The following is a 26,580-nucleotide window of genomic DNA, read 5'->3' as shown; positions in this document are numbered from 1 at the left end:
GTTTCCCGGTGGCCGCCCGGTGCGGGCTGATCCGGGGTGCCGGTGTGCTGGCTAGTCAACGAGGCTCCTACCGGTCAGTCGCAGGAAAACATCCTCAAGGGAGGACCGGCGCACAAGGGAGGTAATGGGATGAAGACCGCGGGCGGTGACCTGCTCAAGGGCAGACTCGCCGTCGTGCGTGTAGATCAGCACGCGGTCCGGCAGGGACTCGAGCCGTTCACCGATGCCGGCCAGATCCGCTGCCACCGTTGTGTTCCTTTCCGAGCCGAAGCGGAGCTCGAGCACCTCACGGGTGGAGTGCTCGCGGATGAGTGTGGCGGGAGATCCCTCAGCCATGATCTGCCCCTTGTCCACCACGACGAGGCGGTCGCAGAGCTGCTCCGCCTCATCCATGTAGTGGGTCGTGAGGATCAGGGTAACCCCGGACTCCTTCAGACGGAACAGCCGGTCCCAGAGAATATGCCGCGCCTGTGGATCGAGGCCGGTGGTGGGCTCGTCCAGCAGGAGGATCTTCGGCTCGTTGATGAGAGACCGGGCGATGGTCAGGCGCCGCTTCATGCCGCCTGACAGCGAGTCCACCTTCGCCTTTGCCTTGTCGGTGAGCTGGGCGAACTCAAGCAGCTCATCCGCCTTGGGTTTGAGGTAGCTCATCGGCAGGCCGAAGTAGCGGCCGTAGACCAGCAGGTTGTCCCGGACGCGCAGTTCCTCGTCCAGATTGTCCTGCTGCGGCACGACGCCGAGGTGCGCCCGAACCTCCGGACCATGCTGCTCAGGGTCCAGACCCATGATGGTCAGCTTCCCGGAGGTGCGCTGCGAGACGCCGCCGATCATCCTCATGGTGGTCGACTTGCCGGCGCCGTTGGGACCGAGCAGGCCGAAGGACTCCCCCGCTGGTACGTCGAATGAGATGCCGTCGACGGCAGCGAAATTCCCGTAGTGCTTGGTCAGCCGGTCAGCGGAGATGACGTAGTTCGGAATAGTTTGGTTGGGCACCAGAACAGCCTAGAGCCTACCCTGGGAGTTGCAACTAGCTGGTGACGCCCGCCTGACGTTCCGCAGCCTCGACGACGTTGGCCAGGAGCATCGCGCGCGTCATGGGGCCCACTCCCCCGGGGTTGGGCGAAAGCCAGCCGGCGACGCCGGCTGCGTCCTTCGCGACGTCGCCGCGCAGGATGGCCTTGCCGGTCTCAGGATCAGTCACCCTCGTGACCCCCACGTCCAGGACGATAGCGCCGGGCTTCAGATGTTCAGCCGTGATCATCCCGGGCAGGCCCGCGGCCGCCACGACGACGTCGGCCTCGCTGAGGTGCCGCGGCAGGTCCACTGTGCCGGTATGCGCCAGCGTGACGGTCGCGTTGATCGCACGCCGGGTCAGCAGCAGGCCAAGCGGCCTACCTACAGTCACCCCACGTCCCACGACGAGCACGTTCTTGCCCTTGAGCTCGATGTCATGGCGCAGAAGCAGCTCGACGATGCCATGCGGGGTGCACGGCAGGGGCGAGTCCATAGGTCCGTTGACATTGAGGACGAGCTTCCCGAGATTGGTCGGGTGCAGTCCGTCGGCGTCCTTGCCCGGCGTCATCCGCTCCAGGATGGCATGTGCGTCGATGTGCGCAGGCAGAGGCAACTGGACGATGTAACCGGTGGTGGCGTCGTCATCGTTCAGTTCGTCAATGACCTTTTCGAGGTCCTCCTGGCTGATGTCCCCCGGCAGGTCGCGGCGGATCGAGTTGATGCCCACCTGCTCACAGTCGCGGTGCTTTCCGGCGACGTAGGAATGGCTCCCAGGGTCATCTCCGACCAACACCGTACCCAGGCCGGGCGTGATGCCCTGGCCCTTCAGAGTGGTGACCCGCTCTGTGAGTTCGCTGCGGATTGCGGCCGCTGTTGCCTTGCCGTCAAGAATTTGTGCGCTCATCTACGCCGCTCCTTTGTTGAGCTGTTCCCTGTCCAATTCCTCGAGCAGGTACGCCTTGCCACGCTCACAGCACCCTGTGAAACAGCACTCCGCTGTGGGGATCTCGTACTCATCCGAGCGGGCTGCCGCCGAGTCCAACGCACCTGGGGGCAGGTCTTCTACCATTCCTCGTGCCCGGGGTAGAGCGGGAAATCGGCAGCGAGGCGGGATACGCGTGCACGCAGCCCCTCGACGTCAGCACCGGGCTTCAAAACTGCAGCGATGATTTCGCCCACCTCGGCGAACTCGGTGGAGCCGAATCCGCGGGTGGCGAGAGCGGGGGTGCCGATGCGGAGGCCGGAGGTGACCATGGGCGGGCGCGGATCATTGGGGACCGCGTTGCGGTTCACCGTGATGCCCACCGAGTGCAGGAGGTCCTCCGCCTGCTGACCGTCCAGCTCGGAGTGGCGGAGGTCCACCAGGACCAGATGCACGTCGGTTCCGCCGGTGAGGACCGACACTCCGTGCTCGGTGACGTCAGCGCCCATGAGCCGCTCTGCGATGATGCGGGCGCCCTCGAGGACGCGCTTCTGGCGCTCCTTGAATTCTTCCGTGCCGGCAATCTTGAAGGCCGTGGCTTTGGCCGCGATGACGTGCATGAGCGGGCCACCCTGCTGGCCCGGGAAAACGTTGGAGTTCAACTTCTTGGCCCACTCCTGCTTGGCCAGGATCACGCCTGAGCGCGGGCCGGAGAGGGTCTTGTGCACGGTGGAGGTGACCACGTCCGAGTGGGGAACGGGGCTCGGGTGCAGGCCGGCTGCCACGAGGCCTGCGAAGTGGGCCATGTCGGTCCAGAGCAGGGCGCCGACCTCGTCAGCGATGGACCGGAATGCTGCGAAATCGAGGTGACGGGGGTACGCGGACCAACCGGCGATGATGACCTGGGGTTTCTCAGCCAGGGCCTGCTCGCGGACGCGCTCCATGTCGAGGCGGTGCGTGTCATTCTCGACACCATATGCTGCGACTTCATAAAGCTTGCCGGAGAAGTTCAGCTTCATGCCGTGGGTCAGGTGGCCGCCGTGCGCCAGGGACAGGCCCATGATCTTCTCGCCGGGCTTGATCATCGCAGCGAGCGCGGCGGCGTTGGCCTGGGCTCCTGAGTGCGGCTGGACGTTGGCGTACTCCGCACCGAAGAGCGTCTTGACGCGCTCGATGGCCAGGCTTTCTGCGACGTCAACATGCTCGCAGCCGCCGTAGTAACGGCGGCCCGGGTAGCCCTCCGCGTACTTGTTGGTCAGGACCGAGCCCTGAGCTTCGAGGACCGATCGCGGCGCGAAGTTCTCGGAGGCGATCATCTCGAGGGTGTCGCGCTGGCGTGCGAGCTCATTGTTGAGGACCGCGGCGATTTCCGGGTCCACCTCGGACAGCGGCGCATTGGTCACGGACTGGGTCACAGAGGGAGAGGATGAAGTCACGGAAGGCTCCTGGTGAGATGAGGGTTCTACAGGTCAGGCTACCTGTTGACCGGGGTGCGCCCGAAAGTTCCAGCCAAACTGGCTCGAAGTGTTTCGGACGGTGACTCGCAGCGCTGCTGCGCCCCTGCCGTGCCCGGTAACCTTGGAGCGTGACTGAAGCTGTACAGGCCGGTGTTCCCGGCAGCGCGCCGTCGTCGTTCATTCTGACGCTCTCCTGTGATGACCGGCCGGGAATTGTCCATGCCGTTTCCGGGGCGTTGGTGGCTGCTGACTGCAATATCACCGAGTCCCAGCAGTACGGCAGCCCGGACTCGGGGACGTTCTTCATGCGGGTGGCGATCACCACGCGATCGGAACGGGGCGCCGTCGAAGCGCACCTGGCGCCGGTAGCCCAGGCGTTCGGGATGACGTGGGGGCTGCACGCCGAAGGCACACCGGCGCGCACGCTCATCATGGCCTCCAAATCCGCCCACTGCCTCAACGACCTGCTCTTCCAGCAGCGCGCGGGGATCCTGCCGATCGAGGTGCCCGTGATTGTTTCGAACCACACGGACCTGGCTGACCTTGCCGCATTCTATGGCGTGCCTTTTCACCATGTTCCCGTCACTGCTGACGGTAAGGCTTCGGCGGAGGAACGACTTTTGGAGCTCGTGGCCGAGCATCGGATTGAACTCGTGGTTCTTGCACGGTACATGCAGGTGCTCAGCGACTCCCTGTGCTCGCAGCTGGTGGGGCGTGCAATCAATATCCACCACTCGTTTCTGCCGTCGTTCAAGGGTGCGCGTCCCTACCACCAGGCGCACGCCCGCGGCGTGAAGCTGATCGGTGCAACTGCCCACTACGTGACCCCGGCTCTGGACGAGGGCCCCATCATCGAGCAGGAAGTCATCCGCGTGGATCACGCGCGGACGGCACCACAGCTGGCCGCGATGGGTGCGGACGTCGAAAGCCGGACGCTGGCACAGGCCGTGCAGTGGCATGCCGAGCACCGTGTGCTGCTCGATGGCACGCGGACCGTAGTCTTCAACTAGGTTCGTTCAGGAGTAAACATGAGTGATGAGACGCCACTGCGCTACCGCGTACTGACCGGCCCCGACGACCGCGCGTTCTGCGCGCGGGTGAGCGAGGCTCTGGAGAGTGGCTACCGGCTGCATGGCTCCCCCGCCGTGACGTTCAACGGCGAGCGCGTGATCGTTGCGCAGGCAGTAGTGCTGGAGGACTGAGGTTGGCTTTGTCTTCGCCGCGGGCGGGTCGCGGAGGCCGGTCGCGAGGGCGGGTGGCGGAGGCGGGTGGCGGAGGCCGGTCGCGAGGGCGGGTGGCGGAGGCGGGGAGCGGAGGCCGGGAGCAACCTGGACAAAGGTGAGTGGGATGTGTGCCGGTTTCCCGCCGGCCGGGACTCGAAAGGAGCAGTTCAGACGAAAGTGAGCAGCATTTCCCTCACCTCGGTCCGAATACTCCTGCTCTATGTCCAGGTTGCCCGATTCACTGTCCTGGGTGCTCGGCCCGGCGTCTGGATTGCTCCTCGCGGCTTCACCCAGCGCCTCACGGACGCCGGTTGATGCGTGGCAATCCCGCCTTGGTGAGCTCTCGTAGCAGGAGCTGAGGATTTGTGGCTTCCTTCCATTCCCACCGCACCACGTTTTTGCCTGTGGCTCGTATGCGGTTCTCCCGGTTCTTCTCATCGATCACCACTTGGGCAACGGTTTTCCCCTGCATGTACTCGGGTTTCTGATACTTACCCCGACCGTCGAACTCTCCGACCAGCGCGTGATCCTTCCACCAGAAGTCAACGACAGCGGCCAGTCCCAGCTCATCCATCACTCTGTACTGCAGTTCGGGCGCCGGAAATCCGAGCTCAGCGATATACACCCGACTCAGAGACTCGCCCGGATACATCGCCGAGCCATCGGCGAAGTCGAGGACCCGGCGGACTTTTCGACGTTTGGCTCCGGATGGAAGCAGGGCGATAAGGTCTTCAACGTCCGCCTTGGTCACTGGACGCTTCCGACTTTCTGCTGGGAGGGGCTTCGTGTTGAGCAGCCTGTCCATGACAGCAACTGCCCATGGAAAGTCATAGATCATACAAAGATCGACGGCCGTCTGGATCTTGCCGGTCACACGTAGCCCGCAACCCATCGCTTCGGCGGAGACCTCGCCTGCAGGAGACGTCATCCGGCGCACTCCATTGCTACTCTTGCGCCCGCTACCCACCGGCACGATCACCTGGATGTCCGGCGGCAGGTCCGAGCGGGGGAACCCCCAGAGCACTCCCGCTGTCTCCGCCCCGAACAGTGGAGGACGACGTGCAGTGCTGGTCATCGCCTTGAGCATTCCGCGATAACGCTGCTCGTCCTCGAGTTGTCCCCAGCTTTGGGCGTCCACATAACACCCGTGCCTGATTCTCAGCAGCTCGCCGCTCTTGGCACGTCGGGAGAGCTCCCGCGGCCAGGCCTCCTCGTACGGTTTGTCGGCGCTGGTGCGGATTCGCAGTGGAAAGTCAGCCATGGTTTCCAGCAAAGCCCATAGTCCGCCCGCACGCGGATGGAGAACCGGCTATGTGGATAACGCCCGCAATTCCCGACCCCGCCAGAGACGGAGGCGAGCGACGAAGTGGGACGCGGACGGCGGGTGACGAAGTGTTGAGGCGGAGGCGGGAGCGAAGTGGGACAGACGCGTACGGGGGGGTTGCTAGCGGGGCTGGAGCAACATGGTCCAGCGTGAGCGAAATTTCCCTCACCCCGGTCCGGGTTGCTCACCCGCCAGTCCAGGTTGCCCACCCGCCAGTCCCGATTACCCCCGGGCCCGGTCCGGATTGCTCCACGCGAAGGAGCTCGGCCTGAGATCTCACGGGGATAGGCTGGGCGGATGGGACACATCATTGAATTCGGCGGTAACACTCCCTCGATCCCGGAGACCGTGTTCGTAGCACCGACGGCTTCCGTCATCGGCAAGGCAACCTTCGGGGATAACGCCAGCGCGTTCTACGGCGTCAGTGTGCGCGCAGACACTGAGACCATCACCATCGGCGCGGGTACAAACCTGCAGGACAACGTGGTCGTGCATGCCGATCCGGGCTTCCCCGCCACCGTGGGAGACCGCGTGAGTGTGGGGCACAGCGCCGTCGTGCATGGGTGCACGATCGGGAACGACTGCCTGATCGGCATGAGCGCCACCATCATGAACGGCGCAACCATCGGAGAGGGATCCCTGGTTGCCGCCGGCGCCGTGGTGCTCGAAGGCATGCAGGTTCCGCCGCGTTCGCTGGTGGCCGGTGTCCCGGCGAAGGTCCGCCGGGAGCTGACCGACAACGAACTGCAGGACGTCCGGGACAACGCTTCCCGCTATCAGGAGTTGGCTGCTCTCCATCGAGTTGCGTTTACTTCTTGACGGCAACAACCTTCGTGTAGGAATCTGTAGGCATGTCCGTTGAGTCTGCCGCGCCGTCGAGGCCTGCCCCCAAGCCGAGCCTTCATAAGCCAGGTTCCCAGTCGGCTCTCCGGCAGCTCAATGAGCAAAGAATCGTCCAGGCGCTTGCGACCGGCGGTCCTCAGACCCAGGCTGAACTGGCCCGCCAGACCGGGCTTTCCACGGCGACGGTCTCCAACATTGTTCGCGGTATGTCGGACTCAGGCACAGTAACAACGAGCCCCACCACCAGCTCCGGGCGCAGGGCCCTGTCCGTTGCGCTCAATGACAACGGGTTAGTTGCTGTCGGCATCGACATCGGCCGAAGGCACGTGAGGGTAGTCCTTGCCGGCCCGGACTACCGTGTTCTTTGCGAGGAAGCCATCCCGCTGACAGCCGGCCACACCGCGGAGGAAGGGCTCGACGCCGCCGCGGAACTCCTTGAACGGCTGCTGACGGAATCGGGTACTCCCCGAAGCGCGCTACTCGGCGCCGGCATCGGAATCCCCGGCCCCATTGACCGTCGCACAGGAACCGTTGTGCAGGGCGCCATCCTGCCTGAATGGGTGGGAATCAACATCCTCGAGACGTTCAGTGAACGCCTCAGAATCCCTGTGTTCATTGACAATGACGCCAACCTCGGAGCGCTGGCGCAGGTCACCTGGGGGCCGCACAGTTCGGTGGAGAACCTGATCTTCGTGAAGATCGGCTCAGGCATCGGCGCCGGCCTGATCCTCAACGGTGCGCTGTACTACGGCAACGTCGGGATCACGGGAGAACTAGGCCACACCACCATCGACGAGCACGGCCTCATCTGTCGGTGCGGCAACCGCGGCTGCCTCGAAACCGTCGCCTCGACGGCAACCATGATCAGCCTGCTAGAGCGCACCAGCCACCGGCCGCTCACGGCGCCCGACATTGTGCAGCTCGCCCTCGGCGGAGACACCGCAACACTTCGCGTCCTCGACGATGCCGGCCTCGCGATCGGCCGCGCCATTGCCCATGTCGCCAACCTGATCAACCCCGAACTGATAGTTCTCGGCGGGTCCCTGACCGGCCTCGGCGATATCCTTCTTGACCCCGTCCGGCGCGGATTGCTTCGGCATGCAGTGCCGGTTGTCGGAGAATCGACAACTGTCAGCATGGGCTCCCTCGGGGATCGCGCCGAAGCACTCGGGGGCGTCGCCGTCGTCTTGTCCCAGCCCAGCCTTAGCTCAAGCTAAGTTCTGGTTTTCCAACAGTTCGACATTAATTGCGTTCAAGACTTGACGCCAACACCTTACTCAGAGTTTACTTTTTTGGCGGGCCATTTCGGTCCAAGGACAGCGCAGTCAGTTGCGGGAAGGCCTCTATGGACAACCACACCATCCTCGAGATGCAGTCGATCACCAAGGAATTTCCCGGTGTGAAAGCACTCGATCATGTTTCCCTTTCCGTTACGGCCGGCGAGATTCACGCGATCTGCGGTGAAAACGGTGCTGGGAAATCCACCCTGATGAAGGTGCTCTCCGGGCTCTATCCTTACGGCGACTACCAGGGTCAGATTGTCTTCCAGGGCAAGGAGATGCAGTTCAAGGACATTCGTTCCAGCGAAGCCGCCGGAATCGTGATCATCCACCAGGAACTCGCCCTGATCCCCGAGCTGTCCATCGCCGAGAATATTTTCCTCGGCAATGAGCCCACACGCTTCGGAGTGATCGACTGGGACAAGGTCAACCTCTCCGCCGTCGAGCTCCTGGCCCGCGTCGGGCTGAGCGAAGACCCGACTACCAAGATCAAGGACATCGGTGTCGGCAAGCAGCAGCTGGTCGAAATTGCCAAGGCCCTCAGCAAGTCCGTTAAGCTGCTCATCCTCGATGAGCCCACAGCCGCACTCAACGAAGCTGACTCCCAGCATCTGCTGGATCTGATGTCCGGACTGCGCTCCAAGGGCATCTCCTGCATCATGATCTCCCACAAGCTCAACGAGATCGAGCAGATTGCGGACTCCATCACGATCATCCGTGACGGCAAGGCAATCGAAACCCTGCATATCAAGAACGACGGCGTGGACGAGGACCGCATCATTCGCGGCATGGTCGGACGCTCTCTCGAGTCCCGTTTCCCTGACCACACCCCGAAGATCGGCGAAACGTTCTTCGAGGTGCGCAACTGGACGGTCGGCCACCCCAACGTTGCCGACCGCCTGGTCTGCAAGAACTCAAGCTTCAAGGTGCGGCGCGGGGAGATCGTCGGCTTCGCCGGCCTGATGGGCGCCGGGCGCACGGAACTCGCCCGTTCCGTGTTCGGCCGCTCCTACGGCAACTTCAAGTCCGGCCGGATCTTCAAGGACGGCAAGGAAGTCACCTTCAAGTCCGTGCCGCAGGCAATCGACGCGGGCCTCGCCTACGTTACCGAGGACCGCAAATCGCTCGGGCTGAACCTCCTGGATGACATCAAGACCACCACCGTCTCCGCAAACCTCAAAAAGATCACCCACAACTTCGTGGTGGACAACGACGAGGAATACCGCGTGGCGGAGGAATACCGGAAGTCGCTGCGGACCAAGACACCGAGCGTCAACGAGGGCGTGGCCAAATTATCCGGCGGCAACCAGCAGAAGGTGGTGCTGTCGAAATGGATGTTCACCGATCCCGATCTGCTCATTCTTGACGAGCCGACCCGCGGCATCGACGTAGGCGCCAAATACGAGATCTACGGCATCATCCAGAAGCTCGCAGACCAGGGCAAGGGCGTGATCGTCATTTCCTCAGAGCTCCCGGAACTCCTCGGTCTCTCAGACCGCATCTACACCATCTTCGAAGGCTCCATCACCGGCGAGGTGACCCGTGAGCAAGCCAGCCAGGAATCCCTGATGAAACTCATGACCGCCAGCAGAAAATCTGCCTGACCGAATCCCTAGGACGCACCATGAATTCCCTCAAGCGAATGTTCGGCGGCAACACCCGGCAGTTCGGGATGATTTTCGCCCTGATCGCCCTGATTCTGTTTTTCCAATGGCAGACCGGTGGCAACACACTCACACCGACCAACGTCATCAACCTGTTCAACGGCAACGCGTACATCCTGATCCTGGCAATCGGCATGGTGCTGGTCATCATCGCGGGCCACATCGACCTCTCGGTCGGGTCCGTGGCAGCCTTCGCCGGCGTCGTCGTCGCCATCTCCATCCGCGACTGGGGCATTCCCTGGTACCTCGGGATCGTGCTCGGGCTTGTCCTCGGTGCACTGATCGGAGCGTGGCAGGGATTCTGGGTTGCCTACGTGGGCATACCGGCGTTCATCGTGACTCTGGCGGGCATGCTCCTGTTCCGTGGAGCGAACCAGTACGTGGGCGAATCAAACACCATTCCCGTACCTGAGGCGTTCCAGTTCATCGGGGCCGGCTACCTCCCCGAGGTGGGACCCGTCACGGGATATAACAACCTCACGGTGCTCCTGGGTCTGCTCGCTGTGGGCTTCTTCGTGTACCAGGAGTTCAGCAACCGCCGCCGCACCGCGCAGATCGGCTCAGAGGTGCAGCCGCTGTGGATCTCCGTGGCGAAACTCGTCCTCCTCGCCGCCGCCATCCTGTACGTCACGTCCCTGTTTGCCACCGGCCGCCCGGGAACGTCCTTCCCTATTCCCGGGCTCATCCTCGCTGTCCTGGTCATCATCTTTGCGTTCATCTCGAACAAGACCGTGGTCGGTCGCCATGTGTATGCCGTCGGTGGCAACCGCCACGCGGCCGAGCTCTCCGGCGTGCAGAGCAAGCGCGTGAACTTCCTGGTGATGATGAACATGTCCATCCTTGCGGCACTCGCCGGAATGATCTTCGTGGGCCGGTCCACAGCATCGGGCCCCTTCGACGGCGTGGGCTGGGAACTCGATGCGATCGCGGCAGTGTTCATTGGCGGTGCAGCAGTGACCGGTGGCGTGGGAACGGTGATCGGCTCCGTGATCGGCGGCCTCGTCATGGCCGTCCTGAACAACGGCCTGCAGCTGATGGGCATCGGCGCCGACATGACACAGATCATCAAGGGTCTCGTGCTGCTGATCGCAGTCGCGTTTGATGTGTACAACAAGAGCCAGGGGAAGCCCTCCATCATCGGATTGCTCACCCGAAACTTCGGCGGCGGGCGAAACAAGCCCGATGCGCCGTCAGCGCCCGAGGAAAACCCCGCAGCCCGGGAGGCAGTGGGCACAAAGCAGGTCCTCTAGAACCGATCCGCCGGTTCTGGCCAAAACCTTTCACTGACAACCAAAGCAAGATGCTAAAGAAAGAGAAATCGAATGCGTAACTTCGCAAAATCACTTGCAGCACTCACTGCAATTTCAGCATTGGCGCTGGCATCCTGTGGCCGCGAGGATCCCGGTACGGCAACCGGGACCGCCGGCGGCACCGAGACCGCCTGCGAAGGGTTCGAGGAAGGCGCCGCCATCGGTGTAGCGCTGCCCCAGAAGACCTCGGAGAACTGGGTCCTGGCGGAGCAGCTGTTCAACGATGGCCTGACCGAAGCCGGGTACGAGCCGTCCGTCCAGTTTGCCAATGGCGGCGTGGCGGAGCAGCAAGCCCAGATCAGCTCAATGATCACCAACGGCGTGGAGGTCCTCGTGGTCGGTGCGATCGACGGCGCACAACTGGGCAACCAGCTGCAGCAAGCCAAGGACGCCGGGATCACGGTCCTCGCCTATGACCGTCTGCTCACCAACACCGAAAACGTGGACTACTACGTGGCCTATGACAACTTCAAGGTCGGTGAGCTGCAGGGCCAGGCCCTCCTGGACGGGTTGGCTGAGCGCAAGGGTGAAGGTCCTTACAACATCGAACTGTTCGCGGGCTCTCCCGATGACGCGAACGCCCAGGTCTTCTTCGACGGCGCCATGAGCGTCCTTCAGCCGAAGATCGACGACGGCACGCTCAATGTCGTCTCAGGCCAGACCTCCTTTGACCAGGCAGTGACCCAGGGCTGGAAGGCCGAGAACGCGCAGCGTCGCATGGATACCCTCCTCAGCGGTAACTACGCCTCCGAGGAATTGCATGGCGTGCTCTCACCGAATGACACGCTGGCACGCGCCGTCCTCACCTCGGTTGCGGCTGCAGGAAAGGATACGCCGGTTGTCACCGGCCAGGACTCCGAGGTGGAATCGGTCAAGTCGATCATGGCAGGTGAGCAGTACTCCACCATCAACAAGGACACCAGCAATCTGGTGGAGCAGACCATCACGATGGTTGAAGCCATCGGCGCCTGTGAAGAGGTCGAGGTCAACGACACCGAGTCCTACGACAACGGCGTGAAGGTTGTCCCGGCCTACCTGCTGGAACCGCAGATCGTCACCCAGGAAAACGCGGCAGAAGCGTACGCCGATGACCCCACGCTCGCTGAGCTGGTCAAGTAGCCAACTCCAGGAAGATCCCCGGCCGCATTTCGCGACCGGGGATCTTTTTTCGTCGCATGCTAAAAGTGAGGCTCTCCCAGGTCGGCGCTTCGGAGCTCGCAATGCCCATGCGATGCCGGGTGAACGGAGTGGCGCTGGTCCTTGAAGCGGGTTGCGGACGTACCCCTGCCGTAACGGGTGGACGTGCCCTCCTGCATTCGGAAGTATGAAGGAATGACGACGAACCTCCGCCTCCCTGTGCCCCCGTGCGTTGCGCCGGACGCGCCCTCGCCTTTCGCCGCTACCGGCGCGCCGCTGCGCTGGGGCGTGGTTGCCACGGGCGGGATCGCACGGAAAGTGACCGAGGATATCGCCCGCCTCGAGGACGCGGTGCTGCAGGCGGTGAGTTCGCGTAGGGAAGATCGGGCGCGCACCTTCGCCGATACGCACGGCTTCGCAACCGTGCATTACGACGACGGCGGCTCCCGGGGTTTCGAGCGGCTGGCTGAGGATCCGGACGTGGACGTCGTCTATGTAGCGACTCCGCATGGCCAGCACTACGAAGTATGCAAGGCACTGCTTGCCGCCGGCAAACACGTTCTGTGCGAGAAAGCCTTCACCGTCAACGCGCGTGAGGCGGAGGAGCTCATCAATCTGGCCCGGGAGAAGCGGGTGTTCCTCATGGAGGCGGTGTGGACGCGCTTCCTCCCCAGCGTGAACCGGGCGTGGGACATCATCCACTCGGGCGAACTCGGCGATATCCGCTGGGTACAGGCGGACCTCGGTTTCCCAGCTGCCTATAACCCCGAAGCCCGCCTGTGGGACCCGCTCGCCGGTGGCGGAGCACTGCTGGACCTCACAGTTTACCCGTCCACGTGGGCGCTGGGATCGCTGGGCTTCCCCACTTCGGTTGCGGCCGAAGGCACACTGAATGACGACGGCGTGGACGCGCAGAACGCGCTGACCCTCACCTATGCAAGCGGCGCGCAGGCCCAGCTGTCGTCGTCGTTGTTGGCCTCCGGGCCCAGCCAGGCCACTGTCGCCGGTAGCAAAGGGTGGCTACGCACGTCCGCTCCGCTTCACAACCCGCGAGAACTGTACGTCCATCCGCACGGAGGCGAAGCACGGGTGGAGAAGTTCGAACAGGCAGGGAACGGGTACGCCTATGAGCTACGCGAAACCACGCGGTGCATTCAAGAGGGTCTCCTCGAAAGTCCCACCATGCCGCTTCAGCACACGCTCGACACCATGCGGATGTTCGATGGCGTCCGGGCCCAGCTGCGCCTTAGATATGCCAACGACGACCGGTAGCGGGCCCAAAAACCACCGTGAGTTGAATTAGCTCGCGAGGTTCGTTTCCGGCGCTGGCCGCTGCGTCTCTCCGGCTGCACCGCGGCGTCGCCAGTACGCTGCCAGAAGTGCGCCGGAGACGTTGTGCCAGACCGAGAATATTGCTGCGGGGAGGGCTGACTCCGGGGTCATATGTGTCCGGGCGAGGCCTGCTGCGAGGCCCGAGTTCTGCATTCCAACCTCGATCGCCGTGGTGCGCCGGGACGGAATCGGCAGCTTGAAAACTCGTGCAGCTCCATAGCCGAGCGCATACCCGAGGCCGTTGTGCAGGACTACTGCCAGCAGCACAAGCAAGCCCGCCGAGAAAATTGCTTCGGCGCTCAGCCCGACTACAGCCATGACCACCAGGGTGATCGCGGCAACCGAGATCCAGGGCAGTACGGGAAGCGCCGCTGCCACAAGACGAGGCAGGAGCAGGCGTGCGGCCAGACCAAGTGCCACGGGAATCAGCACAATCTGGACGATGGACCATGCCATGGCGCCGGCGTCTACCGGTAGGTATTGTCCTGCCAGCCAGAGGGTGAGCAGAGGAGTCAGGAGCGGAGCAAGCAGTGTCGACACAGTGGTCATGGCGACTGACAGTGCTACATCACCCTTGGCCAGGTAAGACACCACGTTGGATGCTGTGCCGCCGGGGCAACATCCAACGAGGATCACACCGGCTGCAAGGGCGGCCGGCAGTCCGAGCACGGAAACCACCAGCAGCCCCAGCAGCGGCATCACTACGAATTGCGCAACGACGCCGATCACCACCGGAATCGGGCGCCTGGCAATCATTGCGAAATCCGGCGGTGTCAGGGTCAGGCCCATCCCGAACATGATGACTCCGAGAAGAGGATTGATCGCCGGTGCGAGGCCGGTGAACGCCGTCGGTATCATCAACGCGACGGCGCCGCCGCCCAGGACAAGCAGCGGGAAAATGGTAACTGCAATGCGCGCGTTGCGTTCCTCAGCGGACGCAGCTGAGTGTTGCGATTTCATGCTTCAAGAAGTAACACGGGCGTTTCACCGCCGTCGCATCCGGCCCGGAATTGTTACGAGTAGCACCTAACGCAGGCGCGGCGAATGGCCGGAGCCACGTGGGCTCCGGCCATCGCCGTGGTTCAACCTAGATGCGTGCGGTACGGGGCCGACGCGACACCAGGGCAACACCGCATCCCAGCAGCAGGCCTCCTACCAGAAGCAGCACCGACGAATCGGTTCCTGTCTGCGCGAGGCTGCCACGGGTCGCATTGCCCGAGGTGGCGTTCGTGTCAGCGGCAGCGCTTGTACCGGCACTGGCCATGACGCCGGCGCTCGCCAAAACCACCGTGGACTCGGCGGTCATACCGTTGTCCGAAGCAGTGTTGCCACCTTGAGCCCCGTTGCCGGGAGTACCACTCTGATCACCTGGAACAGCAGGGCCACCGTTAGCAGGAGAGTCCCCTTCACCGGGGGTTACTCCATCACCGGGCGTCGTGGGGAAGCCAGGTTCAGCGGGCGAGCCCGGATTCTCAGGGTTGACCGGGGTCTCAGGATCAGTCGGATCCTCGGGATTAACCGGGGTCTCAGGATCAGTCGGATCCTCAGGGCTCACGGGAACAGAAGGACCATCCGCGGCAGATCCACAACCGGACGAGTTGCTGTCGCCAATCACCGAGACTGCATTGCAGCCAACGTTGACAGGAACGATCACACCGAGGTCAACTCCGATGTCACCAAGAAGCCCGCCATCATCAGTGCCCTCGGAACCACCGCTGCTGGTGTCACCGGACGTCGAACCCTCAGCACCAGAATCAGCACCGCTCGTCGAAGAATCACCAATCACCGACACCGCGTTACCACCAACATTCACCGGCACAACCGCATCAACATCACCGACAACATCACCAAGAAGCCCGCCATCGTCAGTGCCTTCAGCGGCACCTGTCGAGGTATCCCCCGAGGATTCACCACCAGCAGCAGAATCGGAGCCACTGGTCGAAGAATCACCAATCACCGACACCGCGTTACCACCAACATTCACCGGAGCGACGGCGGCAACGCCTGCAGCGATATCGCCGACCAGGCCTTCACCCGACGAGGTTGCCACCTCTCCGTCGCTGGATGTGCCAATAGCTGCGGCGTCCGAGCCGGTCGAGGACGTATCCCCCACTACTGCGATAGGATTCCCGCTCACATTCACCGGTGCTACAGCGGCAACGCCGGCAGTGATATCACCGATATGCCCTTCCCCCACCGAAGCCTGGGCCTCGCCACCGCCGATGGTACCGCCGGCCGCTGCAGTAGAGCCAACGGTTGAGGAATCACCTATCAGTGAGATCGAGTTACCACTCAAATTCACTGGTATGGCTGCCTCGATAGCTGCGGTCACGCCACCGAGGAGGTTGCCTTCCGATCCGGTGGTGCCAGCAGGATCACTGCTATCGACGGCCACTCCATCCGATGACGACGTCGACCCCTCAGAGGAAGCGTCCCCAATCACCGAGACGGAATTGCCGCTGACATTTACGGGCGCTACGACGTCGCCAACTACCGCTATGCCGGTCTCATCGGCTGATGCCGCCCCGGCGCCAAGGACGAGGATGCCCCCGGCGAGGAGGAATACTTTGATTCCTCGTTGTATGCAGGTATGCATGATGTGTTTCTCCTGAATTGATGAGTATGGATAGCACGCAAGAGCGCGCCACAGTGACCGTCTGCCGCCCGTATGAGGGCAACCGACGGCTCATCAATCAGGAGTTGAACCGGGGTCGAAAGTTGGCCCAGAAGACAGCGCAGCAAGATAGCCGAACTGTGAAGCGCCAAGAGAAGAAATGCTGAAATCGAAAGAAAAATGGCTGTCAGCGGCGTATGGACTGCTCGCGCCTGCTGACCCTGCAGCAGCAGCGCCGGAAGCGGCATTACCCGCCGCGATGCCAACCGAACCGTCCGATTGCTGAAGATCAGCCACCGCAAGATCTGGAAGCCCCTGCAGTGCATACACCGCACCGTGTGGTGAGTCCGCTGGGTGGAAGTCAGTTGCCAGTGCGTCCACTGTCACAGATCCCGAAACAACAGTTGTTTCTGGGGCTTCTTGAGCAGCCGGCAGCGCTTCGCCAGGCAAACGGATGGGCGCCATAAGCGTTGCTACTTCCTCCTCCGCAGAGACCTGGGGGTCAGCAACCGACGGCTCAGTGGGAGCTTCGGGCAAGACAGGTGGGTCAACGCTCACAGGCTCAGGAAGGGGTGCCACAATCTCGTCAGGCGCAGTAGGACGAACAACCTCGATCACAGGATCGGTAACCGGTTCAAGAACCTCGACCACCGGATCGACCACAGGATGGACAACCTCGACCACGGGATCGAGTGTCTCTGCCACAGGGACAAGCACCTCTACGACCGGCGTCACGACTTCCTGGACCGGCGGCAGCACAGGTGCGGCTGCTGCATCAACGGCTTCCAGGACAGGCTGGGTAACGGCTGTGGTTGTTCCCGGCGGGACGATCACGTTCACCACAGGCAGTTCGGAAACAGCAGCGTCCACCAGGCTGGTGACCGGAGCAACCGTCTCGACCGCGCTGATGTTCGCGATAGCGGGTGGCACATTTTGAATGACGTCCGAGACCGCGGGCAGTGCAGAATTCTCGTTGGACGGGATCGGCGCAACTGCCTCAACAGGAACTGCCTCAACTACACCGCCGAGGGGTCCTGAAATATTCTGGACCACCGATTCCACGGGAGTCGTTACCGACTCAACCACGGAAGTGACGGACCCCAGCAGATTGCGCTCCCCGGCATCGACCGCCTGTGCTGCGCCCGCAGACAACGCCAGCAGACCGAAAGCGCCTCCGACACTGAGGAGGGAAATGCGCACAGAGGAGATGAGCGAACGGCGGTTTCGCCTGCTCATGCCATCACCCCCACGGTCAATGCTGAGCCTCAAGGAAAACATGCTTCTTACCCGGTGTAAACAGCTCATCGACTATTCGTCTTCAGCTTCTGCAAGCAAAAAGCCCCGCACCTGCGAGCGAATCGCGGGTGCGGGGCGTTCTGCATGCGGTCCTAGCCGAGGGTCGAGAGGACTTCAGTAAACTTCTGCGACGGCCGCATCGCGGCCACCACCTTGGTGATGTCCGGGTGGTAGTAGCCGCCGATATCCACCGGTGTTCCCTGGACTGCGAGCAGTTCCGACAGGATGGTGTCTTCGCTGGACGTCAGCTGTTCCGCCACTGCGGAGAATGCCGCTGCGAGCTCGGCGTCCTCGCTCTGGCTTGCGAGCTCTTTGGCCCAGAACTGGGCAAGGTAGAAGTGGCTTCCACGGTTGTCGAGTTCGCCGACCTTGCGGCTCGGTGATTTGTTCTCCAGGAGGAAGGTAGCCGTTGCACGGTCGAGCGTGTCCGCTAGGATCTGGGCACGCGCATTTCCTGCCGTGGTGGCAAGGTGCTCGAAGCTGACCGCAAGCGCAAGGAACTCGCCGAGGCTGTCCCAGCGCAGGTGATTCTCGCGGACGAGTTGCTGGACGTGCTTGGGAGCAGAACCACCCGCACCCGTCTCGAAGAGGCCGCCGCCGTTGATCAGGGGAACGATGGAGAGCATCTTGGCGCTGGTGCCCAGTTCAAGAATGGGGAACAGGTCGGTGAGGTAGTCCCGCAGTACGTTTCCTGTGACGGAAATGGTGTCTTCGCCCTTGCGGATTCGTTCGAGGGTGAATGCGGTTGCCTTCACCGGAGAGAGGATCTCCAGATGGAGACCGTCGGTGTCGTGCTCCTCGAGGTACTCGTTCACCTTGGCGATCAGGTTGGCGTCATGCGCGCGCTCCTCATCAAGCCAGAACACGGCCGGCGTTGCTGATGCACGGGCTCGCGTGACCGCGAGCTTGACCCAGTCGCGGATGGCGACGTCCTTGGTCTGGCACGCACGCCAGATGTCACCCGGCTCGACATCGTGCTCGATCAGGACGTCACCGGAATTATCCACAATCTGGACCTTGCCCGGCGTTTCAATCTCGAAAGTCTTGTTGTGGCTGCCGTATTCCTCGGCGGCCTGGGCCATCAGGCCGACGTTCGGCACGGTGCCCATGGTGGTGGGATCGAAGGCACCGTTGGCGCGGCAGTCGTCAAGCACTACCTGATAGATGCCCGCGTACGAGCTGTCCGGCAGCACTGCGAGAGTGTCTGCTTCTTCTCCATCCGGGCCCCACATGTGACCGGAGGTTCGGATCATCGCGGGCATGGAAGCGTCGACGATGACGTCGCTCGGAACGTGCAGGTTGGTGATCCCCTTGTCCGAATCCACCATTGCCAGCTTCGGTCCGTTCTCGATGCCCTTGCGGACGGCAGCTTCCACCTCTTCGCGGGTGCCGGACGGCAGCTTCTCGAGGCCGCTCAGGATGGAGCCGAGCCCGTTGTTGGGGCTGAGCCCTGCTGCCTGGAGCTGGTCGCCGTAGGCGGCAAAGACCTCAGGCAGGAACGCGCGGACAATGTGGCCGAAGATGATCGGGTCTGACACCTTCATCATGGTGGCCTTGAGGTGTGCGGAGAACAGCACACCGTCATTCTTTGCGCGCTCAACCTGGGCTGCAAGGAACTCGTCCAGGGCCGCCGCACGCATGACGGTTCCGTCGATAACCTCGCCGGCGAGGACCGGGAACGCCTTCTTCAGAACGTTCACCGTGCCGTCCTGTGTAACGTGCTGAATGGTCAGCGAGTCATCGGAGGACATGACAACGGACTTCTCATTCGAACGGAAGTCACCCTCGCTCATGGTCGCGACGTTGGTCTTCGAATCGGCTGACCACGCGCCCATGGTGTGCGGGTTCTTGCGGGCGTAGTTCTTCACCGACTGGGGCGCGCGGCGGTCCGAGTTGCCCTCGCGAAGCACCGGGTTGACGGCCGAGCCCTTGATCTTGTCATACCTCGCGCGGACGTCGGATTCCTCATCACTGGATGGGCTGTCCGGGTAGTCCGGCAGTGCGTAACCCTGGCCCTGAAGCTCCGCGATAGCTGCCTTCAGCTGCGGCACCGACGCGCTGATGTTCGGCAGCTTGATGATGTTTGCTTCGGGCTTGGTGGCCAGTTCTCCCAGCTCGGCGAGCGCGTCACCGATGCGCTGTTCCTCGGTCAGGTAGTCGCCGAACGTCGCAATGATGCGCCCGGCCAGCGAGATGTCGCGGGTCTCCACCTCTACCCCGGCGGTCGACGCGAAAGCCTCGATGATCGGGAGGAACGAATACGTGGCCAGCATCGGCGCTTCGTCGGTGTGGGTATAGATAATTTTAGCCATGGTGAGGCGTCTCCTGAGGGCTCTTTTTGTACTGAGTCTGTTGGTGCTTCAACTGTGTCTAACGTACCGGTTCAGTGGAAGAAGTGGCGTGCTCCGGTGAAGTACATGGTGATGCCCGCCGCATTCGCCGCATCGATGACTTCCTGGTCGCGTACCGACCCGCCAGGCTGAACGACAGCGCGAATACCGGCATCGATCAGGATCTGCAGACCATCGGCAAACGGGAAGAACGCGTCCGACGCCGCCACCGCACCGTGCGCGCGTTCGTTACCCTCACCTGCGAGCGAGTTTGCTCGCTCCACCGCGAGCTTGCAGGAATCCAGCCGGTTTACCTGTCCCATTCCGACGCCGACGGCGGCACCATCGCGGGCGAGCAGGATTGCGTTGGACTTCGCGGCACGGCAGGCGGTCCAGGCGAAAGCGAGGTCCGCCAACGTTGCGGTGTCCGCTGCCTCGCCCGCCGCGAGTGTCCAGTTCCCGGGGTCATCTCCGTCGGCGTTCACGGTGTCCGTGACCTGGATCAGGACGCCGCCGGAAACCTGACGGATCTCGGTCGGGTAGCGATCGTAGCCCTCGGGCAGGGCGAGCAGGCGGATGTTCTTCTTCTGGGAAAGTATCTCAACCGCTTCGGCGTCGAAACCGGGGGCGATGACAACCTCGGTGAAAATGTCCTTCACCATCCTTGCCATGCCGGCCGTCACAGTACGGTTAGCTGCGATGACGCCGCCGAACGCGGATACGGGATCGCAGGCGTGCGCCTTGGCGTGGGCATCCGCGATGGGATCCGCTGCCGTTGATGAGCCAACTGCAACACCACAAGGGTTGGCGTGTTTGATGATGGCCACGGCCGGCTCACGGAAGTCGTAGGCGGCACGCAACGCGGCATCGGCGTCGACGAAGTTGTTGTAGCTCATTGCCTTGCCGTGCAACTGGTCCGCCTGCGCAATTCCCACAGGAGCGGCCTTGTCCACGTAGAGCGCTGCCTGCTGATGCGGGTTCTCGCCGTAGCGCAGTACCTCCGAGCGCTCCAGCGCCAGGCCGGCGTAGGCAGGCCAGTCAATCAGGCCGTCGTCGTCCTCGTCCTGGAACTGCGTTGCCGTCCAGGAGGCGACCGCGTTGTCATAGGCGGCAGTGTGAGCGAAGGCGCGTGCGGCCAGCCGACGGCGGGTCTTCAGGTCAAAGCCGCCCTCGCCGGCGGCGCGGACAACACTGCCGTAGAACGTCGGATCCACCACGATGCTGACGGCGGCATGATTCTTGGCTGCCGAGCGCACCATAGCGGGGCCGCCGATATCGATCTGCTCGACGACGTCGTCCGCTGAGGCGCCGGACTTCACCGTCTCAACGAACGGATAAAGGTTGACCACCACCAGATCGAACGCTTCGATCTCCATCTCGGCGAGGGTGTCCATATGGGCCGGGACACGGCGGTCAGCCAGAATCCCGCCATGCACGCGCGGGTGAAGCGTCTTCACCCGGCCGTCGAGCATTTCCGGTGAACCTGTGACTTCCTCGACCTGCTGCACCGGGATGCCTGCCGCCGCGATGGTCTTGGCAGTAGACCCGGTGGACACAATGCGGACGCCAGCGTTGTGCAGCCCCTGAGCAAGTTCCTCCAGACCGGTCTTGTCATAGACGGAAATCAGCGCTCGGCGGATGGGAACACGATCAAGGTTGGTCAAGGTCACGCAGGTCTCCAAGGGGAATGAGTGCGGTGGGATGATCTCCAGTCTAAAAGGGCGGGAGTCCGGGCAGGAAATAACGCGCAAATAACGATCAGCGGCGTGAAACCTTAATGTTCGAAACCGTGCTTTCCCAACCGGACCTGCTCGCAGGCCTGCCATGACGCCTGTGTGGCCACCTTCCCCCGTTGCACAGGGTCCGCGGACGGCTGATAACAGACAGGTCTCATCGGTTGGAGTGAAGTACTAAGCACGCTTACGTAGATAGGGAACCGGCGCTTCGGCGCCACAATCCACCGATAGAGGAGGAATACCCAATGACTACGCACAAGCAGATGAGCCGAACCCGCAAGCTTGCCATGGCAGGCATCCTGCCGATCGCCGCACTGAGCCTGGCAGGCTGCAACAGCACCTCGGGCACCGAAGAGGGCGCTGACGTCGAAGACGTGGTCGAGGAGGACGACGCGGTAGACGCGGAATCCGGACCATACGACGGCGTTTATGACACAGATTTCTACGAAGCCTACGACAGCTACGTCGGTGAGGAAGTAACGCTCTCGGCAGACGTCAACGAGATTGTCTCCGAGAAGTCCTTCACCATTGCCGGCACCGATGACACGACGGTTGAGGCACTCCTCGTCCTTGCCGATGGCCAGATGGAGGAAGTAACGCCCGGCCTGACCGTCTCGGTCACCGGCACAGTGATGGAGTCCTTCGACCTGCCGACCGTTGAGGAAGAGACAGGCCTGGACCTCGACGACGAAGCGTTCGTTGACTTCGACGGCGAGAACTACGTCGTTGCGGAGAGCGTCGACACCTCCGTGGACGCCGACAGCTAACCACACCTCCCGGCCGGTCAACCACATGCGTTGGCCGGCCGGCCCCACAGAGAAGAATCCCGATCCATAAAAGGAGGAGTCATGGGCACGATGAGTAAGCAGAATTGGATGAAGAAGGCAGCGACACTGTCAATCCTTCCTATCACCGCACTTGGCGTGGCAGGCTGCAACAGCACATCCGGGCCTGAGACAGGCACGGATGTCGAGGACATCGTCGAAGAAGATGAACTGATCGATGAGGAAGACGTCGCTGAGGAAGCGGATCCCGCCCTTGAACCCTACGACGGCGCTTACAACCAGGACTTCTATGACGATGCTGAGAGTTACGTAGGTCAGGAAGTGACCGTCTCAGCGGATGTGACGGCGACCCTCACGGATGATTCCTTCGTGATTGCGGGCGGTCCGGACACCACCGTCGATCCGCTGCTGGTGATCGAGGAGCAGGAAATCCCTCCCCTCGACCTGGGTCAGGCCGTCAAGCTCACCGGAACTGTCGAGCAGGCCTTCGACGTCGCTGCCGTCGAGGAGGAGTTCGGAATTGATCTGGAGGATGAACTGTTCGCCGACTACGTCGGCGATCCCTACCTCGCCGTCACGAGCGCCGAAATCCTCGAAGAGCAATAATGCCGGCACGGCTTCTTCCGTGCACCACGATGCTTTCCCGGTACAGGGTACTGAGTGAAGGAGAACACCATGATCACCCAGAACGATATTTCCCGCATCCTCGATTCCAAGGGCAACGTCCTCGACTTCGACGGCAACAAGGTCGGCTCTGTCGGAGAAATTTACGTCGATGACCGTACCGGCAACCCGAGCTGGGTCACGGTCAACACGGGGCTCTTCGGATCGAAGGAGTCTTTTGCACCGCTTGACGGCGCAACGCTCGAGGGCGACGACGTACGAGTGGGCTACACGAAGGCCACTATTAAGGACGCCCCGCAGGTAGCTCCCGACGCGCACTTGAGCGAGCTGGAGGAAGCCGAGCTATACCGCTATTACGGCATAACGGACGGGGACTACGTTTCGGAGCCCAACTCCGTTGGTCGCGACACCTCGGGGCCGGTGACGGATGACTCAATGACTCGTTCTGAGGAGCAACTCCACGTAGGCACTGAGCGGCAGGAGACCGAACGGGCTCGTCTACGCAAGTTTGTCGTTACGGAGAATGTCACTAAAACAGTCCCGGTTCAGCGTGAAGAGGTGCGCGTCGAGCGAGAGCCGATCACCGAAGCCAACCGCGGTGATGCCCTCAGCGGCCAGGGCGTCAGTGAGGACGAGCATGAGGTGGTCCTCCACGAGGAGCGACCCGTCGTAGATAAGGAAGCTGTGCCGGTGGAGCGCGTCCGTCTGAACAAGGACACGGTCACCGAAGAGCAGACCGTGAATGAGGAAGTCCGCAAGGAACAAATCGACACCGACGACGTCGACCGTAACCGCCGCTAACCGGCGGTCGGTGACACTGACGCAAATCAATCCACAACCCGTGCATCGGGCCGTCCTGCCAGTGTCGGTTCTTGCACGCGAAGGAGGAGTCATGAACAACGCACCGATGAATTCCTGGTGGAGGAAGATTGCAGTGGCGGCGCTGTTGCCACTTGCCGCGGTGGGAGTCGTCGGCTGCGATGATCCGGCCGTTGAGGAAGAGGTAGTCGACGAGGAAGTTGTTGAAGAGGACGATTAGAACCTCTTACGCGAATCCTCGCTGAAAGAACATCATGAAGCGGAAGCGGCTGGCGGGGAAGGTACTCCCGCCAGCCGATTTCGCATTTTGTACCCGGATCCAGTACGGAGCTTCGATTGGAAACATTCGTGGGTGAATTCACGGTTGGGTTGATAGCAGATCCAGGTCTGCCTGAAAAGATCATGCACCAGCTCAAGAGCAAACTCGCCAACGAACTGCGGCAGGGGACGGATGACTCAGAAGTCTGGAAGGTACATACGAAGCGCGAGAAGCTGCCGCTTAATTCCGAGGGAGAAATTCCATTCTTCTCCCTGACGAAAAGGCTGAAGAACGAGAACGGCTGGGACTACCTCTTCTATCTGACTGACTTGCCCAGGGCCGCAGACGGAGAACCGATGCTTGTGGAGATAGACCACGAGATGAGCGGCGCACTGATCTCCCTTCCGGTGCTGGGCGCCGTTGGCGTTCAAGCTAAAGCGCGCAGACTCATCCTGGCGCTGGTCCATGCCCTGAGAGCAGAGCCATTGGCGACCGCTTTCCACCAACTCGATGGGGTGGGCCTGGGCAGGATTTCCTACCACCCCGGAGAGGAGCGGGACAAGCCGAGCTATCTCACGACGTCGGGCAGGTCCGGCCGCTTTCGATTACTGGTGGGGATGGTCCGCAACAATCGGCCAGGGCGGCTACTGCCGGCCCTGTCGAGTTGCATCGCAGCGGCGGCAGCTTCGGGAGCCTTCGGCATCTTCTATGCATCCATCTGGAACATGGCCGACGCACTTTCCCCGCTCCGGTTGTTCATGATCAGCGTCTTGAGCATCGGCGCGCTGAGTGCCTGGCTGATCATGCACAACGGACTGTGGAGCAAGACGAGGCGGCACAGCAAATGGGACATCAACGAGGCCAGACGTGACAACGCATCCACCATCATCACAGTGTTCCTGAGCGTGACGATGATGTACCTGGTGCTGTACACCATCCTCCTGGGCGGTTCCATCGCAGTCATCTCCGCGGGCTACCTGCAGCCCCAATTAGGACACTCCGTGAGCTTCCTCGACTACGCCACCTTGTCCTGGTTGGCGGCATCACTCGGCACGATCGCCGGAGCATTGGGGTCGAATTTCGATAAGGACGAGGCAATCCGCGAAGCGACGTACAGCCGGCGGCAGCACGAACGCAGAAAGCTCGCCGAGTCATACGAGGACTGAAACAGCACTGATCCGTGCAACCGGTGTTGACCCCAGCGTAACGCCGAAATAACGATCCCTGTTGCCCTTCCTTAATGTTCTTCGCAGGCATCCGACAGCAATCTTCCGCAGACGCTTGCGATGAAGCGGAACGGGCACCGTGGCTCCCGCCGGAAGAGTCCCGGAAGTCGTGATAACAGAACGGTCACGCTCGTTGAGGGCAAACTACTAAGCATGCTTACGTCGTAGATGAACGGGCGCACCAAGACTTCACAAGAGTCAAGGCGCCATCGTCCATCAACGAAGGAGGAAACCCAAATGACAACGCACAAGCAGATGAGCCGCACCCGCAAGCTTGCCATGGCAGGCATCCTGCCAATCGCTGCCTTGAGCCTGGCAGGGTGTAACAGCACTTCAGGCACAGAAGAGGGCGCTGACGTCGAAGATGTGGTTGAAGAGGAAGCTGTCGCCGAGGAGGAGGAAGCCGTTGACGCCGGCGCAGCCGTGGAACCCTACGAGGGTGCCTACGACACCGGGTTCTATGAGGACTATGAGAGCTACGTCGGTGAGGAAGTAACCCTTTCGGCGGACGTCAACGAGATTGTCTCGGAGAAGTCGTTCACCATCGCCGGCACGGATGACACCACGGTGGAGGCACTCCTGGTGATTGCCGAAGGCGAGATGGAAGAAGTCACACCCGGCCTGACCGTCTCAGTCACCGGCACCGTGATGGAGTCCTTCGACCTGCCGACCGTTGAGGAAGAGACAGGGCTGGACCTCGACGACGAAGCATTCGTTGACTTCGACGGCGAGAACTACGTCGTCGCCGAAACTGTCGACACTTCAGTGGACGCAGACAGCTAGCAACACCTCCCGGCCGGCCGCACTTCTGCTGACCGGCCGGGAACGAATTGTCAGGTGGTCCGGCCTCGGGGTTGGGCCACCTGACTTTTCTCCACCTCGACTCTCGGAAGGAGGAAGACAGGTTATGAGAAAACCGATGAAACGGACCTGCCTCAAGAAGGTGATCGCGCTGTCGATAGCGACTGCTGCCGGTACAGGTCTCTGCGGGTGCGCGCTCGAGCCGGAGCCATACGACGGAGACTACGACCCTAACTTCTACGATGCGATCAACACGTATGTGGGTGAGGAAGTGAGCCTCTCCGCGGAGGTTCTCGATGTGCTTTCTCCCACCTCATTCACCATCATCAGCGGGGACGATCCCACTGCAAATCCTCTGCTCGTCCTGAACGAGGAGGACGAAGAAAACGTCCTACCCGGTATGCCCATCCAGGTCACCGGGGCGGTCAAGGAAGCATTCGACCCGAGCACCGCCGAAAAAGACCTCAGTGTTGACCTCGATGATGCGCTGTATGAGGACTGGATAGGGGATTTCTATCTCGAAGTCACTGCCATCGACGCACCGGCCGAATAGGGCCGGAAAACAACCGATCCGAACGGTCGAT

The 26,580-nt window shown here is 62.1% G+C and carries 24 protein-coding genes and 1 pseudogene; 16 read left to right on the top strand and 9 right to left on the bottom strand.

The annotated features are described in order from the left end of the window. Positions 1-51: 51 nt before the first annotated feature. The 3 genes from ACZ2GY_RS04235 to glyA all read right to left on the bottom strand — a co-directional run bounded on the left by ACZ2GY_RS04235 (position 52) and on the right by glyA (position 3,372). On the bottom strand, positions 52-993 hold the full coding sequence (locus tag ACZ2GY_RS04235; protein WP_277358191.1) for an ABC transporter ATP-binding protein: 942 nt from the start codon (positions 991-993) through the stop codon (positions 52-54). 34 nt (positions 994-1,027) lie between these two features. Further along, positions 1,028-1,918 (bottom strand): bifunctional methylenetetrahydrofolate dehydrogenase/methenyltetrahydrofolate cyclohydrolase, encoded by an 891-nt coding sequence (locus ACZ2GY_RS04230; RefSeq protein ID WP_277358192.1) that lies wholly within the window; start codon positions 1,916-1,918, stop codon positions 1,028-1,030. Between the two features lie 158 nt (positions 1,919-2,076). Beyond that, positions 2,077-3,372: a serine hydroxymethyltransferase gene (glyA, locus tag ACZ2GY_RS04225; protein WP_277358193.1), complete on the bottom strand. Its 1,296-nt coding sequence runs from the start codon at positions 3,370-3,372 to the stop codon at positions 2,077-2,079. A 149-nt stretch (positions 3,373-3,521) separates the two neighbouring features. Between glyA and purU the strand changes: the two genes are divergently transcribed. The 3 genes and pseudogenes from purU to ACZ2GY_RS04210 all read left to right on the top strand — a co-directional run bounded on the left by purU (position 3,522) and on the right by ACZ2GY_RS04210 (position 4,931). After that, entirely contained in the window at positions 3,522-4,403 is an 882-nt protein-coding gene (gene purU / locus ACZ2GY_RS04220) for a formyltetrahydrofolate deformylase (protein ID WP_277358194.1), read from the top strand. An 18-nt stretch (positions 4,404-4,421) separates the two neighbouring features. Next, positions 4,422-4,586: pseudogene (locus ACZ2GY_RS04215) on the top strand (DUF1737 domain-containing protein); the annotation flags it as partial. A 207-nt stretch (positions 4,587-4,793) separates the two neighbouring features. Continuing rightward, the gene (locus tag ACZ2GY_RS04210; protein WP_277358195.1) at positions 4,794-4,931 is read left to right on the top strand and encodes a hypothetical protein; all 138 of its coding nucleotides are present in this window, start codon (positions 4,794-4,796) and stop codon (positions 4,929-4,931) included. Here ACZ2GY_RS04210 and ACZ2GY_RS04205 read toward each other — a convergent pair. Next, the gene (locus tag ACZ2GY_RS04205; protein WP_471673102.1) at positions 4,915-5,877 is read right to left on the bottom strand and encodes a hypothetical protein; all 963 of its coding nucleotides are present in this window, start codon (positions 5,875-5,877) and stop codon (positions 4,915-4,917) included. The two genes, ACZ2GY_RS04210 and ACZ2GY_RS04205, sit on opposite strands and share 17 nt — an antisense overlap. 360 nt (positions 5,878-6,237) lie before the next feature. Here ACZ2GY_RS04205 and ACZ2GY_RS04200 point away from each other — a divergent pair, with 360 nt between their 5' ends. The 6 genes from ACZ2GY_RS04200 to ACZ2GY_RS04175 all read left to right on the top strand — a co-directional run bounded on the left by ACZ2GY_RS04200 (position 6,238) and on the right by ACZ2GY_RS04175 (position 13,446). After that, positions 6,238-6,759, top strand: coding sequence for a gamma carbonic anhydrase family protein (locus tag ACZ2GY_RS04200; protein ID WP_277358197.1), 522 nt, complete (start codon positions 6,238-6,240; stop codon positions 6,757-6,759). 32 nt (positions 6,760-6,791) lie between these two features. Next, positions 6,792-8,000, top strand: a complete 1,209-nt coding sequence (locus ACZ2GY_RS04195) for an ROK family transcriptional regulator (protein ID WP_277358198.1) — start codon at positions 6,792-6,794, stop codon at positions 7,998-8,000. A 128-nt stretch (positions 8,001-8,128) separates the two neighbouring features. Continuing rightward, positions 8,129-9,667: a multiple monosaccharide ABC transporter ATP-binding protein gene (gene mmsA / locus ACZ2GY_RS04190; protein ID WP_277358199.1), complete on the top strand. Its 1,539-nt coding sequence runs from the start codon at positions 8,129-8,131 to the stop codon at positions 9,665-9,667. A gap of 20 nt (positions 9,668-9,687) precedes the next feature. Further along, a complete protein-coding gene (gene mmsB / locus ACZ2GY_RS04185; protein WP_056548945.1) occupies positions 9,688-10,977 on the top strand; it encodes a multiple monosaccharide ABC transporter permease in 1,290 nt (429 codons plus the stop codon). A gap of 72 nt (positions 10,978-11,049) precedes the next feature. Then, complete coding sequence (locus ACZ2GY_RS04180) at positions 11,050-12,156, top strand: substrate-binding domain-containing protein (RefSeq protein ID WP_471673101.1); 1,107 nt, start codon at positions 11,050-11,052, stop codon at positions 12,154-12,156. A 213-nt stretch (positions 12,157-12,369) separates the two neighbouring features. Beyond that, positions 12,370-13,446: a Gfo/Idh/MocA family protein gene (locus tag ACZ2GY_RS04175; RefSeq protein ID WP_471673100.1), complete on the top strand. Its 1,077-nt coding sequence runs from the start codon at positions 12,370-12,372 to the stop codon at positions 13,444-13,446. 27 nt (positions 13,447-13,473) lie between these two features. On the opposite strand, the gene ACZ2GY_RS04170 is transcribed toward ACZ2GY_RS04175, so the two are convergent. From ACZ2GY_RS04170 to purH, 5 genes are all read right to left on the bottom strand, one after another. Then, positions 13,474-14,466 (bottom strand): bile acid:sodium symporter family protein, encoded by a 993-nt coding sequence (locus tag ACZ2GY_RS04170; RefSeq protein WP_471673099.1) that lies wholly within the window; start codon positions 14,464-14,466, stop codon positions 13,474-13,476. A gap of 127 nt (positions 14,467-14,593) precedes the next feature. Further along, positions 14,594-16,102, bottom strand: coding sequence for an LPXTG cell wall anchor domain-containing protein (locus ACZ2GY_RS04165; protein WP_471673098.1), 1,509 nt, complete (start codon positions 16,100-16,102; stop codon positions 14,594-14,596). 93 nt (positions 16,103-16,195) lie between these two features. Next, positions 16,196-17,356: a hypothetical protein gene (locus tag ACZ2GY_RS04160; protein WP_471673097.1), complete on the bottom strand. Its 1,161-nt coding sequence runs from the start codon at positions 17,354-17,356 to the stop codon at positions 16,196-16,198. A gap of 152 nt (positions 17,357-17,508) precedes the next feature. Next, positions 17,509-19,728, bottom strand: coding sequence for an NADP-dependent isocitrate dehydrogenase (locus ACZ2GY_RS04155; RefSeq protein ID WP_471673096.1), 2,220 nt, complete (start codon positions 19,726-19,728; stop codon positions 17,509-17,511). A gap of 71 nt (positions 19,729-19,799) precedes the next feature. Next, complete coding sequence (gene purH, locus ACZ2GY_RS04150) at positions 19,800-21,416, bottom strand: bifunctional phosphoribosylaminoimidazolecarboxamide formyltransferase/IMP cyclohydrolase (protein ID WP_471673095.1); 1,617 nt, start codon at positions 21,414-21,416, stop codon at positions 19,800-19,802. Positions 21,417-21,727: 311 nt separating this feature from the next. Here purH and ACZ2GY_RS04145 point away from each other — a divergent pair, with 311 nt between their 5' ends. The 7 genes from ACZ2GY_RS04145 to ACZ2GY_RS04115 all read left to right on the top strand — a co-directional run bounded on the left by ACZ2GY_RS04145 (position 21,728) and on the right by ACZ2GY_RS04115 (position 26,549). Then, complete coding sequence (locus tag ACZ2GY_RS04145; protein ID WP_277358208.1) at positions 21,728-22,249, top strand: hypothetical protein; 522 nt, start codon at positions 21,728-21,730, stop codon at positions 22,247-22,249. 81 nt (positions 22,250-22,330) lie between these two features. Further along, positions 22,331-22,873, top strand: coding sequence for a hypothetical protein (locus tag ACZ2GY_RS04140; RefSeq protein ID WP_471673094.1), 543 nt, complete (start codon positions 22,331-22,333; stop codon positions 22,871-22,873). 69 nt (positions 22,874-22,942) lie between these two features. Then, on the top strand, positions 22,943-23,692 hold the full coding sequence (locus tag ACZ2GY_RS04135; protein ID WP_471673093.1) for a YsnF/AvaK domain-containing protein: 750 nt from the start codon (positions 22,943-22,945) through the stop codon (positions 23,690-23,692). Positions 23,693-23,783: 91 nt separating this feature from the next. Then, positions 23,784-23,930: a hypothetical protein gene (locus tag ACZ2GY_RS04130; protein ID WP_471673092.1), complete on the top strand. Its 147-nt coding sequence runs from the start codon at positions 23,784-23,786 to the stop codon at positions 23,928-23,930. 116 nt (positions 23,931-24,046) lie between these two features. Beyond that, entirely contained in the window at positions 24,047-25,135 is a 1,089-nt protein-coding gene (locus tag ACZ2GY_RS04125) for a hypothetical protein (protein WP_471673091.1), read from the top strand. 297 nt (positions 25,136-25,432) lie between these two features. Beyond that, positions 25,433-25,978: a hypothetical protein gene (locus ACZ2GY_RS04120; RefSeq protein WP_471673090.1), complete on the top strand. Its 546-nt coding sequence runs from the start codon at positions 25,433-25,435 to the stop codon at positions 25,976-25,978. Between the two features lie 124 nt (positions 25,979-26,102). Further along, positions 26,103-26,549, top strand: a complete 447-nt coding sequence (locus ACZ2GY_RS04115) for a hypothetical protein (RefSeq protein WP_471673089.1) — start codon at positions 26,103-26,105, stop codon at positions 26,547-26,549. Positions 26,550-26,580 lie beyond the last annotated feature (31 nt).

This window comes from Arthrobacter sp. KKT183 (genome assembly GCF_055657625.1).
The sequence above is the reverse complement of the archived record's forward strand: the minus strand, read 5'-3'. Positions and strand labels throughout refer to the sequence as shown.

Coding starts and splice junctions, on each gene's coding strand:
- mmsA (WP_277358199.1), top strand. CDS start 8,129: ATGGACAACCACACCATCCTCGAGATGCAGTCGATCACCAAGGAATTT.
- ACZ2GY_RS04135 (WP_471673093.1), top strand. CDS start 22,943: ATGATCACCCAGAACGATATTTCCCGCATCCTCGATTCCAAGGGCAAC.
- ACZ2GY_RS04205 (WP_471673102.1), bottom strand. CDS start 5,877: ATGGCTGACTTTCCACTGCGAATCCGCACCAGCGCCGACAAACCGTAC.
- ACZ2GY_RS04145 (WP_277358208.1), top strand. CDS start 21,728: ATGACTACGCACAAGCAGATGAGCCGAACCCGCAAGCTTGCCATGGCA.
- ACZ2GY_RS04140 (WP_471673094.1), top strand. CDS start 22,331: ATGGGCACGATGAGTAAGCAGAATTGGATGAAGAAGGCAGCGACACTG.
- ACZ2GY_RS04195 (WP_277358198.1), top strand. CDS start 6,792: ATGTCCGTTGAGTCTGCCGCGCCGTCGAGGCCTGCCCCCAAGCCGAGC.
- ACZ2GY_RS04165 (WP_471673098.1), bottom strand. CDS start 16,102: ATGCATACCTGCATACAACGAGGAATCAAAGTATTCCTCCTCGCCGGG.
- ACZ2GY_RS04155 (WP_471673096.1), bottom strand. CDS start 19,728: ATGGCTAAAATTATCTATACCCACACCGACGAAGCGCCGATGCTGGCC.
- ACZ2GY_RS04230 (WP_277358192.1), bottom strand. CDS start 1,918: ATGAGCGCACAAATTCTTGACGGCAAGGCAACAGCGGCCGCAATCCGC.
- ACZ2GY_RS04180 (WP_471673101.1), top strand. CDS start 11,050: ATGCGTAACTTCGCAAAATCACTTGCAGCACTCACTGCAATTTCAGCA.
- ACZ2GY_RS04130 (WP_471673092.1), top strand. CDS start 23,784: ATGAACAACGCACCGATGAATTCCTGGTGGAGGAAGATTGCAGTGGCG.
- ACZ2GY_RS04120 (WP_471673090.1), top strand. CDS start 25,433: ATGACAACGCACAAGCAGATGAGCCGCACCCGCAAGCTTGCCATGGCA.
- ACZ2GY_RS04115 (WP_471673089.1), top strand. CDS start 26,103: ATGAGAAAACCGATGAAACGGACCTGCCTCAAGAAGGTGATCGCGCTG.
- mmsB (WP_056548945.1), top strand. CDS start 9,688: ATGAATTCCCTCAAGCGAATGTTCGGCGGCAACACCCGGCAGTTCGGG.
- ACZ2GY_RS04170 (WP_471673099.1), bottom strand. CDS start 14,466: ATGAAATCGCAACACTCAGCTGCGTCCGCTGAGGAACGCAACGCGCGC.
- ACZ2GY_RS04200 (WP_277358197.1), top strand. CDS start 6,238: ATGGGACACATCATTGAATTCGGCGGTAACACTCCCTCGATCCCGGAG.
- ACZ2GY_RS04175 (WP_471673100.1), top strand. CDS start 12,370: ATGACGACGAACCTCCGCCTCCCTGTGCCCCCGTGCGTTGCGCCGGAC.
- ACZ2GY_RS04160 (WP_471673097.1), bottom strand. CDS start 17,356: ATGAGCAGGCGAAACCGCCGTTCGCTCATCTCCTCTGTGCGCATTTCC.